This window comes from Pseudomonas fluorescens (assembly GCF_902497775.2).
Classification (GTDB): Bacteria; Pseudomonadota; Gammaproteobacteria; order Pseudomonadales; family Pseudomonadaceae; genus Aquipseudomonas; species Aquipseudomonas putida_F.
In genome coordinates, this window is the sequence record NZ_OZ024668.1 from 159,563 (window position 1) to 175,986 (window position 16,424).

Genomic DNA, 16,424 nt, shown 5'->3' on the forward strand with positions numbered 1-16,424 from the left:
CGCCCCGGCGCCGGGGATTTTTCAACGGGCGTTTGAACTACAACTTTAAAATCGCTGAAAGTGCCGTTCTAGAGCCTTCGGCGCAAAGTTTTCAGTAGCGTCTGGCAGGCTCGGAAAGCTATGCTAGAGTGCTCGAATAAACCGATAACGGTTACTGCCGGATTGCGTCGCCTCAAACGGACAGGAGGCTACGCGACGCGACCGGGACAGACCATGCTGGGGCTGTATGCGCTATTTGCTGATTGTTGTGCTGGGCTGGTTGCCGTTACTGGCCTCGGCGGTCGATTTCGACGACTCCACCCGCAGCTTGCCGCTCGGGCAGGTGATGCAAGTGTTCGAAGACCGCGATGGCAATGCCAGCATTGCGCAGGTCAGTGCGCCATCGTTCGGCGAGCATTTTCGCCCGCACCGGGGCGAGGTCCTTAACGCCGGCTATTCCACCTCGGTGTTCTGGCTGAAAGTCCAGCTGCGCTACGCCGCCTTGCCATCCGCCGCGCCCCGCGCCTGGTTACTGGAGTTGGCGTATCCGCCACTCGATCACCTCGAACTTTACCTGCCAGACGCCAGCGGCACCTTCCACCTGGCCCAGCGCACCGGCGACGCCCTGCCTTATGCCAGCCGGCAGATCAAACAGAACAACTACCTGTTCGAACTGCCTTTCAGTCCCGGCCAGACCACCACAGCCTATTTGCGCCTGCACAGCCAGGGTTCGGTGCAGGCACCGCTAACCCTGTGGTCGGCCCAGGCCTATCTCGAAGCACAGCCCACCCGCCTGTATGTGCTGGGCCTGATTTACGGCGTGTTGCTGGGGATGCTGGTGTACAACCTGTTCATCTACCTCAGCGTACGCGACACCAGTTACCTGTACTACATCCTCTACATTGCCTCGTTCGGCCTGTATCAGGTCTCGGTCAACGGCGCCGGTGTGGCTTACTTCTGGCCCGACAGCCCCTGGTGGGCGAATGCCGCCACGCCGATGTTCATCGGTGCGGCAGGCTTGTTCGGTTGTCAGTTTGCCCGCAGTTTTCTGCAACTGAGCAATCACAGCCGTGCCTTCGACGCGGTGCTCAAGGTGCTGATGGGCTGTGGCGCGTTGGTCATGCTGTTGTCGCTGACCAGCAGCTACGGCATTGCCCTGCGCCTGGCCACCGCCTTGGCCCTGCTGTTCACCGTGTGCATCTTCGCCGCCGGGATTTTCGCCTGGCGCCGCGGTTTGCGGGTCGCCCGCTACTTCATCATCGCCTGGACGGCGTTTTTGCTCGGTGGCCTGGTCAACACCCTGATGGTGCTGGGTTACCTGCCGAACGTGTTCCTGACCATGTATGCCAGCCAGATCGGCTCGGCGCTGGAAGTCGGTCTGTTGTCCCTGGCCTTGGCCGACCGCATCAACAGCATGCGCGAGGAGCAGGCCCAGACCCTGCGCGAAACCGGCCGCACCCTTGAGCAACTGAACATTCAGCTGGCCAACAGCAACCGCCTCAAAGACCAGTTCCTGGCCACCGTCACCCATGAATTGCGCACGCCGATGAACGGTGTGATCGGCTCGTTGGAGCTCATGCAGACCATGCCGCTGAACGGCGAGCTGGCCCAGTACCAGCACACCGCCAGTTCGGCGGCCCAGGACATGATGGGCATGGTCGACGACATCCTCGTCCTCACCGAGCTGCAGGCCGGTCGCCTGAGCGCCCAGAACGCTCCGTTCAGCCTGCGCTCGCTGCTGCAGGAGGTGCGGGCCGAATACGCCGCGCCCGCCATGGCCAAGGGCCTGTACTTGAGCCTGGATACCCCGGCGGAGCTGCCCGATGTGCTGATCGGCGATCGGCACAAGTTGGCCATGTGCCTGGGCTATCTGATGGATAACGGCATCAAGTTCACCCACCAGGGCGGGGTCATGTTGCAGGTGCGCGGTACGCGCCTGGGGCCTGAACAACTGAGCTTGAGCCTGAGTGTCAGCGATAGCGGCATCGGTTTCGATTGCCTGGATGAAGCCACGCTGTACCAGCGCTTCTTCCAGGTCGATGGCTCGATGACCCGCAAGTACGGCGGCCTGGGCATCGGCCTGGCGATCTGCCGGCAACTGGCCGAGCTGATCGGCGCCCGTCTGCAGCACGAGTCCAACCCGGGGCTGGGCAGCCGCTTCGAGCTGAGCCTGAGCGTGCCCTTGAGCCCGCCCCAGGCGCAGTTGGGCATGGTCAGGCCGGGGTTAAATCACAGCTAGTTAGGCGTTTTTGTCACTTTGACAGGGGGGCAGGGCGTGATTCACTGAAATTTCAGTCACGCCAGGATCCAGGAGGCCCCTCGATGAACCTGCACCAGTACGCTGAAACCCATGAGGTCACCAACCAGCCGCCGTCCCTGGATGGCGCCAACCTGTACCGCATCGACTTGCCGCTGCAGGAGTGGTCGCGGCGCTACGGCGCCGGCTGGGCCCAGGACCGCATCGACGCGTACGGCGCCCTGGCCGGCGGGCCGCTGATGGCCGCAGGCTTTCTGGCCAACCAGAACAAGCCGCAATTCAGCAGTCATGACCGTTATGGCCATCGCATCGATCTGGTGGAGTTTCACCCGGCCTATCACGAGCTGATGCGCACGGCCATCGAGCATGGCCTGCCCTCTTTGCCCTGGACCGACCCGCGTGAAGGTGCCCATGTCGCCCGCGCGTCGATGACCTATCTGCACAGCCAGGCCGAAGCGGGCAGTGGCTGCCCGTTGACCATGACCTTTGCTGCAGTGCCGGCGCTCAAGTTGCAGCCGGAGCTGGCCGAGTACTGGTTGCCGAAGGTGCTGGCCACTGAATACGATCCACGTAACGTTGGCGACCGCCACAAGGTCGGCGTGACCCTGGGCATGGCCATGACCGAGAAGCAGGGCGGCACCGATGTGCGCGCCAATACCACCCGTGCCTATCCGGTCGGTGCACCCGGCCCGGGCCAGGCTTATGAGCTGGTCGGGCACAAGTGGTTCTGTTCGGCGCCGATGTGCGATGCCTTCCTGACCCTGGCCCAGACCGACAAGGGCCTGAGCTGCTTTCTGCTGCCGCGCCACCGCCCGGATGACAGTCGCAATCAGTTTTATATCCAGCGCCTGAAAGACAAACTCGGCAACTGCTCCAACGCCTCCAGCGAAGTGGAGTTCCGCGGGGCCCTGGCCTGGATGATCGGTGAGGAAGGCCGTGGCGTGCCGACCATCATCGAGATGGTCGCCATGACCCGCTTTGATTGCATGGTCGGCTCCAGCGCCCTGATGCGCCAGGCCCTGACCCAGGCCACCCACCACTGTGCCCATCGCCAGGTCGGTGGCCGGCTGCTGGCCGAGCAGCCATTGATGCAGAACGTGCTGGCCGATCTGGCCCTGGAAAGCGAAGCGGCGCTGGCCTTGAGCCTGCGCATGGGCTGCGCCCTCGACCAGCCGGACGACCCGCATCAGGCGCGTTTTGCCCGGCTGATCACCGCCGTGGGCAAGTACTGGATCTGCAAACGGGCGCCGGCAATGATCAACGAAGCGGCCGAGTGCATGGGCGGCGCCGGTTATGTCGAAGACAGCATTCTGCCGCGGCTGTACCGCGAAGCGCCGGTCAACTCGACCTGGGAAGGCTCGGGCAATGTCCAGTGCCTGGATGTGCTGCGGGCCTTGTCCAAGGAGCCTGGGGTGCTCGACACGCTGTTCGCCGAACTCGGCGATGGCCACGGTGACCCACGCCTGGCCGCACATATCGGCAACCTCAAGGCGGCGTTCGCCGACACCGGCGACATCCAGTACCGCGCCCGCCAGCTCACCGAAGACATCGCCGTCGGCCTGCAAGCCAAGCTGCTGCTCGAAGCCGGCAATGCGGCGGTCAGCGACGCCTTTATCGCCAGTCGTCTGGGCGGTAACGGCCGGGTTTACGGCGTGCTGCCCCGTGGTGTCGACGTCGCGGCGCTGGTGCAACGCTCGACCCCGAACTGGCCGCTCTAACGTGCGTGCCTTTGCCGCCGGATAGAGGCAAGATGGGCGCATGCATGTCAGACAGGAAGTACATTGTGAGCCGTACTGATGAAGCCTTCATTGTCGTAGAAACCGCCGAGCAGGCCGTCGATCGTCTGGCGGCCCTGCACGAACAAGCCACCGCGGCCCTGAGCCAGGCGCTCAAGCGCTACCTAAAGGACCGCACCGAGCCGAATGCCGAGGCGCGGGCGCAGTTCCGCTACCCCGAGCTGCGCCTGACCTACCAGTACCATGGCGAAGTGCCGGCCATCACCCGCGCCTACGCCAAGGTCCAGCTGCCGGGCACCTACAGCGTCACCGTGACCCAGCCGGCGGCGTTCCGTGGCTATCTGCTGGAGCAGTTGAAGCCGCTGATGCGCGACTTCACTGTCACCGTCGAAGTCGGCGTCAGCCAGCAGAACATTCCTTACCCTTACGTGGTCGAGCAGGGCGACGAGCTGGCCGGCACCGGCATCACTGCCGCTGCGCTGGCGCGGGTGTTCCCCAGCACCGACCTGTCTGCCGCCACCGATGGCATCGCCGATGGCCTGTACGACTGGGCCAACGTCGACCCGCTGCCGCTGGCGCTGTTCGACGCTGCGCGGGTGGATTTCTCCCTGCGCCGCCTGGTGCATTACACCGGTAGCGACTGGCGTCATGTACAACCGTGGATCCTGCTGACCAACTATCACCGCTATGTCGACCAGTTCATTACCCATGGCCTTGAGCGCCTGCGTGATGATCCTCGCTTTGTGCGCATGGTCTTGCCCGGCAACGTGATCATCGAAAAGGCCATGGACAACGGCGAAGCCCAGGCCCTGGTCGCCGGGGTGGTCTGGCACCGTTACCAGATGCCGGCCTACCACCTGATCGCCGCCGATGGCGACGGCATCACCCTGGTCAACATTGGCGTCGGCCCGTCCAACGCCAAGAACATCACCGACCATCTGGCGGTACTGCGCCCGCATTGCTGGCTGATGATCGGCCACTGCGGCGGCCTGCGCCAATCGCAGACCATCGGCGATTACGTGCTGGCCCACGCTTACATGCGTCGCGACGGGATTCTCGACCGGGTGGTGCCGCCGAACATTCCGATTCCGGCCCTGGCCGAGGTGCAGCTGGCGTTGCAGGAAGCGGCAGCGCAAGTAACTGGCGAGCGCGGCGACGAGCTGAAAAAGCGCCTGCGCACCGGCACCGTGTTGACCTATGACGACCGCAACTGGGAGCTGCGCTGGGCTCAGGAACGGCCGTTGATCAACCTGTCGCGGGCTGTGGCGGTAGACATGGAAAGCGGCACTATCGCGGCCCAGGGTTATCGCTTGCGGGTTCCCTACGGCACCTTGCTGTGCGTCTCCGACAAGCCGCTGCACAGCGAGATCAAACTGCCGGGGGCGGCCAACGCCTTCTACAACCGGGCGGTCAGCCAGCACCTGAAGATCGGCATTGCCGCCCTCGACCTGCTGCGTACCGAGCTCAACTCGCTGCACTCGCGTAAACTGCGCAGTTTTGATGAGCCGCCGTTCCGCTGAGGCCCCATGTCGTTACCCCCACGCTCCAAGCCGCGGCGCCCCGCGGCCAAACCCGCCGGCCCGCGTCGCCAAGCCAAGGCGCCGCCGGCCGAGCCGCGGTTGATCCTGTTCAACAAGCCCTTTGATGTGCTGACCCAGTTCAGCGACGGCGAAGGGCGCGCGACCCTCAAGGACTTCATCGCCATCCCCGGCATCTATCCGGCGGGACGCCTGGACCGTGACAGCGAAGGCTTGTTGCTGTTGACCAACGACGGCCAGTTGCAGGCGCGCATTGCCGACCCCAAGCACAAGCTGGCGAAGACCTATTGGGTACAGGTGGAAGGTGAACCGAGCGAGGAGCAACTGCAGCGATTGCGCGATGGCGTCGAGCTCAATGACGGCCCGACCTTGCCAGCCCAGGCCCGTCAACTCGATGAGCCGCAGCTGTGGCCACGCAACCCGCCGGTGCGCTTTCGTAAAAGCGTACCGACCAGTTGGCTGGAGCTGGTGATCAAGGAAGGACGCAACCGTCAGGTGCGGCGCATGACCGCTGCGGTCGGCCTGCCGACCCTGCGCCTGGTGCGCGTGCGGATCGGCGACTGGAGCCTGGATGGCCTTGATCAGGGCCAGTGGCGGGAAGTGCCGGCCAAGCTTTAAACGCCTTCGATAAAGCCGATTACCACGCTTTTGATGATGAAGGCGAGGATGCCCAGGCCCAGCACGAAAAACAGAATGAAGGTGCCGAACTTGCCGGCCTTGGATTTTTTCGCCAGATCCCAGACGATAAAACCCATGAAACCAATCAGGATGGTGACCAGGATGGTCATCATCCACTCTTCGAACAACGCAGGATCCATCGATACTCTCCGGCAGGTTGAGGCGCGTGATTATACGCCCCGCTTGCCAGCCTGACTAACGCAGGTGCGTGAGCGGCAATTCGGTGCTGGCCAAAACCTGGTTGAGAACGAAGCTTGAGCGCACACTGGTAACCCCTTCGATGCGCGTCAGGTGGCCCAGCAGCAACTGCTGGTAGTGGTCCATGTCGGGCACCACGACTTTGAGCTGGTAGTCGGCATCCATCCCGGTGACCAGGCTGCATTCGAGCACTTGCGGCAGGCTGCGGATCGCCGCCTCGAAGGTCTCGAAACGCTCGGGCGTGTGACGGTCCATGCCGATCAGTACGTAGGCGGTCAGGCTCAAGCCGAGTTTCTTGCGGTCGAGCAGGGCGACCTGGCGAGCAATGTAGCCGTCGTCTTCCAGTTGCTTGACCCGGCGCGAGCAAGGCGAAGGCGACAGACCGATGCGTTCGGCCAGTTCCTGGTTGGAGATACGCGCATCGCGCTGCAATTCGGCAAGAATGCTCAGGTCATAGCGGTCAAGCTTGCTCATGGGAATGGCCTTTTCTGTTTCGATTGCGTTGAATTATCAATCTGTAGGCAAAAATTGCGCAAGTGATATTTAATTGAGCAATCTTCGCAATCCTCTGCCGCTGCCTTCGCCGTATTCTTATCACCAGAATCACTGCCCGGACATCAGTCCAGTGCGGCGGGCCCAATCAGGCCAGCTGCGGCCAGCAACCCCACCAGGTTGTGCTCGGCCCCCGGGCTACACACTGTCCACAAGACGGCGTGAGGTGAGCCGGTGTCACAAGCGCCGAGCACGGACAAAATTCTCAAAGGGAGACCCCAGGGTCTCCCTTTTTTATTACCTGAATTTCATCTGGCGGCCGATAACCCGTGGCAGACGGCCTGATAGAGTAATCCCTGGCCCCTTGTTATCGGTCCGAGAGGAAAGTATGAAGTCGCGCGTCTGGCGTATGGCGGGTGTTGGTTTTTTGTGCATGAGTGTCAATCTGCCGCTGCTGGCCGAAGGGCAGGGTGCAGCCCATGGCGGCTCGCCGCTGCAGTCGCGTCCGGATGAAGTCCGCCAGACCCAGGAACCGCGCATCGGTTACTACCAGGATATTCCCCGGCGTAACGACAGCCGCTACTACCAGGCGGGACACCCTGAGAATCACGGCAACGGCTGGGGGCCTGGGCCGCAGTATCGCCCGGGACATAGCATCGAGCGCTTCCCCGATCCGTACTGGAAAGTACCCTATCGCGGTCAAGACTACTTTTACTCCGGCGGCTACTGGTATCGCCCACAAGGCCCGCGCTATGTGGTGGTAACGCCGCCTTATGGCGTGCGGGTCAACTACCTGCCGGACTATGCGCGGCAGGTGTGGGTTGGCAGTGCACTGTACTTTCTCGCGGCGGGGACGTACTACCAGTACCTGAACGACAGCCGCGAGTATGTGGTGGTCAGTCCACCAGGGCCCGGTGCGGTGGAGCAGAATCCGCAGCAGGATCGCGACCGTTATGAGTGTTATCGCTGGGCAGTGGAGCAGACCGGTTTTGACCCGGCTACAGCCACTTATGCGCCGTCGGCGCAGGTGGCCGATAACTATCGGTGGGCCCAGGGGGCGTGTTTGAGTGGGCGGGGATTATAGCGTCAATTGAACCGGGGCTGCTGCGCTGCCCATCGTTGGCAAGGCGCAGCCTTGCCAACTGCCTCATATCACCGGATCCGCATGCACCAGTACTTCAGCCTTCGGATACTTGCTGTTGATCGCCGCCGCAGCGTTGTCACACAAGGCATGGGCCTGGGTCAGCGGCAAGTCCCCGGGCAACTCCAGGTGCAGTTGCACAAACCAGTGGCTGCCCGACACCCGCGTGCGCAAGTCATGGGCGCCGCGCACACCGGGCACACTGCAGGCCAGCGCCAGCATCTGCTCGCTGATGTCGCTGGGCAGTTCTTGATCCATCAGGATCGAGCCACTTTCCCGAGCGATCTGCAGGGCACTCCAGAGAATGTACAAGGCGATGCCCAGGCCGAAAAACGCATCCAGCTGTGGCCAGCCAAAGCGCGCCAATACCAGCGCGACCAGGATGCTGCCGTTGAGCAGCAAGTCGGAGCGGTAATGCAGTGAGTCGGCGCGTACCGCTGTGGAGCCGGTGATGCGGATGACCTTGCCTTGCAGCATCAGCAAGGCAACGGTCAGCACCAGTGACAGCAACATCACGGCAATGCCGATCCCGGTGTCACCCAAAGGTTGCGGATTCTGCAGCCGCTCCACCGCTTGCACGCCAATCAGTACTGCGCTGACGCCGATGAACAGCGCCTGGGCCATGCCGGCCATGGCTTCAGCCTTGCCGTGACCATAGCGGTGGTCATCATCGGCCGGGCGCAGGGCATAGTGCACCGCCAGCAGATTGAGGAACGAGGCCACGCCATCGAGGGCCGAGTCGGTCAGCCCGGCCAGCAGGCTGATCGACCCGCTCAGCCACCAGGCCACCGCCTTGGTCAGGATCAGAATAGTGGCCACCGCCAAGGATGCGCGAGTGGCCAGGCGCAGCAGGCGTTGGTGTTCAGCCGAGGGAGTCATGCCGAAGGTGGCTTCCTGTCATAGATCAAGCGGCGGGCTTGAGGCCGTACATGGCCAGTTGTTCGACGCTGCCCTTGTGCTGGATCAGGCGCGGATCGTTGAGCGGCAGGCGCTGGCCCAGTTCGCTTTCGAGAATAGCCTGCAGCTTGAGGTTGTCGACCTTGCCGTCGGCGCTGATGGCTTCATTGAGCTTCTCGGGGGCGATCTGGGCAGTGGTGCCGCCTGGCAGGTAGATGGCGCCGGTGGCGAAGTCGATACCGAAGGCGATCAGGCCCGGGATCACGTAGAAAAGGATGCCGATGGCGTCGAGGGCAGCGACCACGGGGTCGATCTTGCCTTCGATCTGGCCGCGCCGGTCGGGGAAGAACAGGGTGCCGCAGGCGGTCAGTTGGCTGAGCAGGGTGGCGATTACGACGCCGCCAATGACACGGGAGGGAATACGCATGGAAATCTCCGGAATGAAGGCGACAAAGATACAGGCAAAGAGCCTGTATCTATAGCTAAGACCATGATAAGGCAGGCTCGGTTCGCCGTTATACTCGGCGGATTGCTTGAGGACCACCATGAAATCATTACCGATCGATGCCGTACTGCCAGCCTTGCGCGCCGCCTTGAATCAGCGCCACGAAGCGGTGCTCGAAGCGCCGCCCGGCGCCGGCAAGACCACCCGTGTACCGCTTGTGCTGCTCGATGAGCCGTGGTTGGCCGGGCAGCGCATTCTCATGCTCGAACCGCGGCGCCTGGCGGCGCGGGCGGCGGCCGAACGGCTGGCCAGCGAGCTGGGTGAGCAGGTCGGGCAAACGGTCGGTTACCGCATTCGCCTGGACAGTAAGGTCGGGCCGAACACGCGCATCGAGGTGGTCACCGAAGGGATTCTCACCCGTCGTTTGCAGGCCGACCCGGCGCTGGACGGTGTGGGCCTGCTGATCTTCGATGAGTTCCATGAACGCAGCCTCGATGCCGATCTGGCCCTGGCCCTGAGCCTCAATGGTCGTGAACTGTTGCGTGACGAGCCGCCGCTGAAGATCCTGCTGATGTCGGCCACCCTTGAAGGCGAGCGTCTGTCGAGCCTGCTCGACGATGCCCCGGTAGTCAGCAGCGAAGGGCGCATGTACCCGGTCGATATTCGTTGGGGCCGGCCGTTTCAGCCGGGCGAGTTCATCGAGCCGCGGGTGGTCGATACGGTGCTTCAGGCCATCGCTGACGAATCGGGCAGTGTGCTGGTGTTCCTGCCGGGCCAGGCAGAGATTCGCCGCGTGCATCAGTCGTTGCAGGACGCCCTCGGCGATCGCCGCGATATCCTCCTGTGCCCGCTGCATGGCGAGCTCGACCTCAATGCCCAACGCGCGGCCATCGACACCCCGCCAGCCGGCCTGCGCAAGGTGGTGCTGGCGACCAATATCGCCGAAACCAGCTTAACCATCGACGGCGTGCGCGTGGTGGTCGACGCCGGCCTTGCCCGGGTACCGCGCTTCGACCCAGGCAGCGGCATGACCCGCCTGGACACCCAGCGCATCTCCCGTGCCAGTGCCACCCAGCGCGCCGGTCGTGCCGGGCGCCTGGAGCCCGGTGTCTGCTATCGCTTGTGGTCCGAAGCCCAGCACGAGCAACTGGCGGCGTATGGCGCGGCCGAAATTCTCCAGGCCGATCTGGCTGGGCTGGCTTTGCAGCTGTCGCGCTGGGGCGTCACGCCTACGCAACTGCGCTGGCTCGACCAGCCGCCTGCCGCCGCCTACGGCCAGGCGCTGGACCTGTTGCAACGCCTGGGGGCGTTCAAGGCCGACAGTCAGGACAGCCTCAGCCCTCATGGCCAGGCCATGGCCGAATTGCCGGCGCATCCGCGCATCGCCCATTTGCTGTTGCGCGGCCAGGACCTGGGCCTGGCCGACATGGCCTGCGACGTCGCCGCATTGCTCGCTGAACGTGACATTTTGCGCGGCGGCGGTGCCGACCTGCACAGCCGCCTGGCCCTGCTCAGCGGCGAAACCCGCGCGGCCAAAGGCGGGCAGGGCGGTGTGCAGCGCGCCCGGCAACTGGCCCGCCAGTACCGTGGTTACCTGCGGGGCAAAGCTGTATCAGCCGTAGCCGACCCTGACCATTCGCGCTGGCTGGGCGCCTTGCTGGCGCTGGCCTATCCCGACCGGGTCGCGCAACAGCGGCGTGCCGGCGGTGCGCAATATCGCCTGGCCAACGGTCGCGCCGCACTGTTCGGCGAAGCCGATGCCTTGATGAAACATTCGTGGCTGGTGATTGCCGACCTGGGCAGCCGCCAGGGCCAGCGTGAGGAGCGCATTTATCTTGCCGCCGACTTCGAGCCGGCGTTGTTCGATGGGGTACTGGCCGAACAGGTGCGCAGCCTGGATATCCTCGATTGGGACGAACGCGAAAACGTCCTGCGCGCCGAGCGTCAGCGCAAGGTGGGTGAGCTGGTGCTAAGCCGAGAGCCGTTGACCGGCCTGGATGAGGATGCCCGCGCGCGGGCGTTGCTGGAGCTGGTGCGGCGCAAGGGCCTGGAGCTAATGTCCTGGACCCCCGAGCTGCGCCAGTGGCAGGCACGAGTGGCGCTGTTGCGCCAACTCGACCTGGCAAGCAGTGGCGAAAGCCAATGGCCGGACTTGAGCGATGCCGCGTTGCTGGCGAGCCTGTCCGACTGGTTGCAACCCTACCTGGGCAAGGTCACCCGCTTGAGCCATTTCGCCCAGCTCGATCTCTCGTCGATCCTGCGTAACCTGCTGCCCTGGCCGCTGCCCCAGCGCCTGGATGAATGGGCGCCGGTTCACCTGGGCGTGCCCTCGGGTTCGAACATCCGCCTGGACTACAGCGAAACCCCACCGATCCTTGCTGTGCGCTTGCAGGAATTGTTCGGCCTGGCCGAAACCCCGCGCATCGCCCAGGGCCGTCAGCAAGTCTTGCTGCACCTGCTGTCGCCAGCGCGCCGGCCGGTGCAGGTGACCCAGGATCTGGCCAACTTCTGGCGCAGTACCTATACAGAGGTGAAGAAGGATCTGAAGGGGCGCTACCCCAAGCACTATTGGCCGGATGACCCGCTGGTGGCCGAAGCTACGGCACGGGCCAAGCCGCGCAAATAGTCACGGCTGCACAGGCAACAGCAAGCGCGCTGTCACTGGCAGGTGATCGGAAATCTCCAGGGTGTCCTGCTGGATCACCTGCGCCCCCAGGCGCTGCAGTTTCGGGCTGTGGAACAGGTAGTCGAGGGTGCGGTCCGGCCCTTGCAGGTTGCGGTCGTTGGGGTAGTGGGTCAGCCAGGTCGCGCGCTCGGCGCCGCTGGCTTCGGCATTGTTGGGGATCATCGGGTACTTGTCCCAGAGCAGGTGCAGGTCGCTGTCGGCGCTGTACTGGCCGCGCAGTTCGGCTGGCAGGCGGCGGTACTGGCCAAGCGGCAGCAGGTTGAAGTCGCCGCCGATCAACCAGGGCGTGCCCTGGCTTTCGAGCTTGTCGAGCAGATGGGTTAGCTGCTGTACCTGCTGGCGCTGAATGTCGCTACCGGCTGCAAAAGCCGCCAGGCGGGTGTTGAGCACCGCCAACTGGCCACCATCACGCAACGGCAAGTAACTGGCAAGAATCGCCTGCTGCGGTTGCAGCAAGCGCTGCCAAGCATTGCTGGCATCGACCGGCAATTGCAGGCGCTCGGCCTGTTTGATCGGGTAGCGGCTCAGGGTCGCAAGGGTACGGCCGACGCTGCCGAAGATGTGCCAGTCGGGGACGAAATCAGCTTTCCAGTCGTAGGCCTGCACCGCGCAGGGGTAGATATCCACCAGCCGTTCGCGCAGCAGCGTCAACTGGTCCTGGTAGCCGCTGGCCTTGGCATTGTTGTCCAGTTCCTGGAGCAGGACGATGTCCGGCTGCTCGGTGCGGATCACCCGAGCCACTTCGTCGAGGTTGAAGGCGAGGTCTTCAGGGGTGGGGCGGGTGTCGTCGCCATGGCCCTGGTCGTACCAGAACACGTAGCGTTTGCCGGCCAGGTACTGCACGTTCCAGGTCATCACCTTGAGCACCTGGCCCGGCACCAGCGCCGCATTGCTGGCACGACAGCTGACCGGCAGGGTTTCGCGCGGCTCGGGTTGCCAGCTCAACTGGCTGGCCAGCACCCACAGCAGGGCGAACAGAACAAGCAGGGTCAGCAGGGCGTTGCGCAGTAGTCGGATCATCGGCTCGGCTTGGCTTGGCAGGTCACCGCCAAGCATACCCGAGCCGTTCGTCCGATCACCAGATCAGGATGCCGGGGGGGCAGCCACCGGTTCGCTGACCAGCATGTACAGGCGGAACATCACCACGGTACTGAACAACTGCAGGAAGCTGTTGGTGCTGTCCATGGCCAGTTGCACCAGCGCGGTAGGCTCGGGCACCAGCATCATGCTCAGGCCGTCGATCAGCCACAACGGCGCCAGCACACCAAGGATGCAGCTGAAGATGCGCCAGAAATTGCCGGTGGTCATCTGAAAGCTGGTACGCATGGCTTCGATCGGCGGCAGGCCGCGCAGCACCAGCGCATACTCGGCAAACACCAGGTGGATCATGACCCAGATGCCAGGGATGATGAACAGTGCCACGCCGGCCATGATCAGCAGTGAGCTGAGCATCACCATCAGGGCGAACGATGGCCACAGGCGCAAGGCCATGGCCAGCAGGTTACGCTTGAGCGGGGTGTAGCCGTTGCTGCGGGTGTCGAGGTAGAGGATCAGCGCGGCGCTGTACAGCGGGTAGAACAGTAGGCTGACCAGCATGCCATAGCCTGGCGAGGCTTCCTCGCCCAGTTGCTGGTACAACAGCTGGGTGCACAGGGTTTCCAGCACCACCAGCGGCAGGCAAAGCTGGGCAATGCTCAGCAGGTGGCGGCGAAAGAAATACAGGGAGTCGCGCAGAACACTAAGCGGATTCATCGGTCGATATCGCAATTGAAGAAAAGCAGGGCGTCACTTTAGCCCAGGCGCTGGCCAACCTGAAGAAAGTTTAATCCCGGCTTGTGTTGAATCCACCGCCCGGGCACCCCATTTTACCTGTACTCGATTTTTCCGCTTTTGCAGTGAGGTTGCCCATGAACAGTGAAGAACAAACCCTGATCGACGGCCTGTTCGGTCGGCTCAAGCAAGCCGAGGACCCGGCCGTGCCGCGCGATGTTCAGGCCCAGGCACGCATTGCCGAACACCTGCAGCAGCAACCGGCGGCGCCTTACTACATGGCCCAGGCGATCCTGGTGCAGGAAGCGGCGCTCAAGCGCCTGGATGAACAGAACAAGCAGTTGCAGGTCGAGTTGAAGCAGGCCAAGGCCCAGGTTGCCGCCACCGCGCCGAGCAGCAGCGGCGGCTTCCTGTCGAGCATTTTCGGCAGCGGTACCCGCGACCCACAGTCCGTGCAGAACCCGGCAGCCGCCGGCGCTCCCGCCAGTGGCGGTGGCTGGCGCGAACCGTCGCGCCAGTCATTCAGCCCGCCTGCCCAGCAGCAGGGTTTCAACGCAGCTCCCGCCCAGGCTCCGGCCCGTGGCGGTGCCAGCAGCTTCCTCGGTGGCGCGCTGCAAACTGCCGCTGGCGTGGCCGGCGGGGTGATGCTCGCCCAAGGCATCAGTAGCCTGTTCAACCATCGCTCGCAGCCTGAAGAAGTGGTCGAGGTGATCAAGGAAGAACCGGCGCCTGCCAGCGATACGGGCGGCTGGGGCAGCAACGACGAGCAACGCCTGACGGCCGACAACGGTGGCTATGGCAATGATCAAGGCGGTTTTATGGACACCGACTACGGCAGCGACGACGGTGGCTTCTTCGGCGGCGACGACGACAGCTTCGTCTGACTGCGCTTACCCGCATGGCTCGTGGGCTGGCATACTGGGCGCCGAAACGGCCCCGGTGTGCGGCGGCCGGCAACAGCGCCGTGGCGCCATGAGGAAAAGCGGTGAAGAAGATCGCGGTATTCGCCGATGTGCAAAACCTCTACTACACCGTGCGCCAGGCCTACGGTTGCCACTTCAACTACGCGGCGCTGTGGGCCGACATCAGCCAGCACGGGCAGATCGTCGAAGCGGTGGCCTATGCCATCGACCGCGGCGACAGCAAGCAGCAGCAGTTTCAGCAGATCCTGCGCAACCTCGGTTTCACGGTCAAACTCAAACCCTATATCCAGCGCAGCGACGGCTCGGCCAAGGGCGACTGGGACGTGGGCATCACCCTTGATGTAATCGACGCCGCCGCGCGGGTCGATGAGGTGGTGCTGGCCTCCGGCGATGGCGATTTCGACCTGCTGCTCGAGCGGGTCATCAGCCGTCACGGCATTCAGGCCGTCGCCTATGGCGTGCCGGGGCTGACCGCCAATTCACTGATTCGCGCTGCCAGTCGTTATGTGCCCATCGAGGGCAGCCTGCTGCTCAAGCATTAAGATTTCTGAGGTTGTCGTTTTGGAACGTATCGCTGTCATCGACTTTGAAACCACCGGTATTTCACCCGGCGCCGGTTGCCGGGCCACGGAAGTGGCGGTGGTCATGCTGGAGCGCGGGCGCATCGTCGAGCGCTATCAAAGCCTGATGAATGCCGGGGTGCCAGTACCGGCATTTGTCGCCGGCCTGACCGGCATCACCACCGCCATGCTGCGCAGCGCACCGCCGATTGCCCGGGTGATGAACGAGGTGGCCGAGTTCGTCGGTGATACGCCGATGCTCGCCCACAACGCCTCGTTCGACCAGAAGTTCTGGGACTATGAGCTGGCGCAGATCGGCCGTAGCCGCAGTCAGCGGTTTGCCTGTTCGATGTTGCTGGCGCGGCGCCTGATGCCATCGGCGCCGAACCACAAACTCGGCACCCTGACCCGTTGGGCTGGCCTGCCCGACACCGGCACCGCTCACCGGGCCATGGCCGATGCACAAATGGCCGCCAACCTCGCCCAGCACCTGGCTGGGCAACTGCGTCAGCAGGGCATCAATGCGGTCTCGCACCAGCTGTTCTGCAGCCTGCAAAAAGTCCCCGCAGCGAAAATCGGCGAAGCGCTGAAAACCTATCGCTAGGCCTTCTTGCCGTTGTGCTCCAGGTGCCCCAGCGGCAGGCGCCGCTCCACGGCGCTGGAGAGAATGATCGAGGTCTTGCTGAAGCCGAACTGGGCAATCCGGTTGATCAGCTCTTCGAGCTCCGGCATCGAACCCACCGCCGCTTGCATGATCACGCAGGGGTCGCCGGTCACCCGGTGGCACTCGGTCAGTTGCGGGATCTGCGTGAGTTCTTCATAGGTCTGCTGGTTGCCATGGCTGGCCAGGCGCAACTCGATCACGCATTGGATCGGCAGGCCGATCTTCTCCAGGTCGACCTTGGCCTGATAGCCGGTTATCACCCCGCTGGCCTCAAGTTTGGCCACCCGCTCGGCCACCGCCGGGGCGGAGAGGTTGACCTTGCGCGCGAGCTCGGCGAAGGAGGCGCGGCCGTTGTCCAGCAGGGCGCTGAGGAGCATGCGATCGTACTTGTCCATGGGTTTCCATTGGGTGGTTGTTGATTCAAAGGTAAAAGACCAAAAGATCCGTTGTTTCAAAAGTG

At 63.6% G+C, this 16,424-nt stretch carries 15 protein-coding genes and 1 pseudogene; 9 read left to right on the forward strand and 7 right to left on the reverse strand.

Annotated features, from left to right (window positions below; genetic code table 11):
* Positions 1-226 precede the first annotated feature (226 nt).
* The 4 genes from F8N82_RS00840 to F8N82_RS00855 all read left to right on the forward strand — a co-directional run bounded on the left by F8N82_RS00840 (position 227) and on the right by F8N82_RS00855 (position 6,128).
* Complete coding sequence (locus F8N82_RS00840; RefSeq protein WP_038998610.1) at positions 227-2,218, forward strand: sensor histidine kinase; 1,992 nt, start codon at positions 227-229, stop codon at positions 2,216-2,218.
* A gap of 83 nt (positions 2,219-2,301) precedes the next feature.
* Positions 2,302-3,954, forward strand: coding sequence for an acyl-CoA dehydrogenase family protein (locus F8N82_RS00845; protein ID WP_038998611.1), 1,653 nt, complete (start codon positions 2,302-2,304; stop codon positions 3,952-3,954).
* 32 nt (positions 3,955-3,986) lie between these two features.
* The gene (amn, locus tag F8N82_RS00850; protein ID WP_371857296.1) at positions 3,987-5,492 is read left to right on the forward strand and encodes an AMP nucleosidase; all 1,506 of its coding nucleotides are present in this window, start codon (positions 3,987-3,989) and stop codon (positions 5,490-5,492) included.
* A gap of 6 nt (positions 5,493-5,498) precedes the next feature.
* A complete protein-coding gene (locus tag F8N82_RS00855) occupies positions 5,499-6,128 on the forward strand; it encodes a pseudouridine synthase (RefSeq protein WP_038998613.1) in 630 nt (209 codons plus the stop codon).
* Here F8N82_RS00855 and F8N82_RS00860 read toward each other — a convergent pair.
* Both F8N82_RS00860 and F8N82_RS00865 read right to left on the reverse strand, forming a co-directional pair.
* Positions 6,125-6,328, reverse strand: coding sequence for a DUF2788 domain-containing protein (locus F8N82_RS00860; protein ID WP_010222926.1), 204 nt, complete (start codon positions 6,326-6,328; stop codon positions 6,125-6,127). The genes F8N82_RS00855 and F8N82_RS00860 overlap by 4 nt on opposite strands.
* A gap of 55 nt (positions 6,329-6,383) precedes the next feature.
* On the reverse strand, positions 6,384-6,860 hold the full coding sequence (locus F8N82_RS00865; protein ID WP_010222927.1) for an Lrp/AsnC family transcriptional regulator: 477 nt from the start codon (positions 6,858-6,860) through the stop codon (positions 6,384-6,386).
* Between the two features lie 406 nt (positions 6,861-7,266).
* Here F8N82_RS00865 and F8N82_RS00870 point away from each other — a divergent pair.
* Positions 7,267-7,972, forward strand: a pseudogene (locus F8N82_RS00870) (DUF6515 family protein).
* Positions 7,973-8,025: 53 nt separating this feature from the next.
* Here F8N82_RS00870 and F8N82_RS00875 read toward each other — a convergent pair.
* The gene (locus F8N82_RS00875) at positions 8,026-8,898 is read right to left on the reverse strand and encodes a cation diffusion facilitator family transporter (RefSeq protein ID WP_038998617.1); all 873 of its coding nucleotides are present in this window, start codon (positions 8,896-8,898) and stop codon (positions 8,026-8,028) included.
* 25 nt (positions 8,899-8,923) lie between these two features.
* Positions 8,924-9,343 carry a hypothetical protein gene (locus tag F8N82_RS00880; protein ID WP_038998619.1) on the reverse strand — a complete coding sequence of 140 codons (420 nt, stop codon included), beginning with the start codon at positions 9,341-9,343 and terminating at the stop codon, positions 8,924-8,926.
* 118 nt (positions 9,344-9,461) lie between these two features.
* Here F8N82_RS00880 and hrpB point away from each other — a divergent pair, with 118 nt between their 5' ends.
* Positions 9,462-11,987 carry an ATP-dependent helicase HrpB gene (gene hrpB / locus F8N82_RS00885; protein WP_038998620.1) on the forward strand — a complete coding sequence of 842 codons (2,526 nt, stop codon included), beginning with the start codon at positions 9,462-9,464 and terminating at the stop codon, positions 11,985-11,987.
* Here the strand turns inward: hrpB and F8N82_RS00890 are convergent, their stop codons facing one another.
* Together F8N82_RS00890 and F8N82_RS00895 are read right to left on the reverse strand one after the other, a co-directional pair.
* Positions 11,988-13,067 (reverse strand): endonuclease/exonuclease/phosphatase family protein, encoded by a 1,080-nt coding sequence (locus tag F8N82_RS00890; RefSeq protein ID WP_038999705.1) that lies wholly within the window; start codon positions 13,065-13,067, stop codon positions 11,988-11,990.
* Between the two features lie 63 nt (positions 13,068-13,130).
* A complete protein-coding gene (locus F8N82_RS00895; RefSeq protein ID WP_038998621.1) occupies positions 13,131-13,799 on the reverse strand; it encodes a membrane protein in 669 nt (222 codons plus the stop codon).
* Positions 13,800-13,954: 155 nt separating this feature from the next.
* Here F8N82_RS00895 and F8N82_RS00900 point away from each other — a divergent pair, with 155 nt between their 5' ends.
* The 3 genes from F8N82_RS00900 (at position 13,955) to F8N82_RS00910 (ending at position 15,904) form a co-directional block, all read left to right on the forward strand.
* Entirely contained in the window at positions 13,955-14,701 is a 747-nt protein-coding gene (locus tag F8N82_RS00900; protein ID WP_038998622.1) for a DUF2076 domain-containing protein, read from the forward strand.
* A 101-nt stretch (positions 14,702-14,802) separates the two neighbouring features.
* Entirely contained in the window at positions 14,803-15,282 is a 480-nt protein-coding gene (locus F8N82_RS00905; RefSeq protein ID WP_036996945.1) for an NYN domain-containing protein, read from the forward strand.
* 19 nt (positions 15,283-15,301) lie between these two features.
* Complete coding sequence (locus F8N82_RS00910) at positions 15,302-15,904, forward strand: 3'-5' exonuclease (protein ID WP_038998624.1); 603 nt, start codon at positions 15,302-15,304, stop codon at positions 15,902-15,904.
* On the opposite strand, the gene F8N82_RS00915 is transcribed toward F8N82_RS00910, so the two are convergent.
* Positions 15,901-16,359 (reverse strand): Lrp/AsnC family transcriptional regulator, encoded by a 459-nt coding sequence (locus tag F8N82_RS00915; protein WP_038998625.1) that lies wholly within the window; start codon positions 16,357-16,359, stop codon positions 15,901-15,903. The genes F8N82_RS00910 and F8N82_RS00915 overlap by 4 nt on opposite strands.
* Between the last annotated feature and the right edge of the window lie 65 nt (positions 16,360-16,424).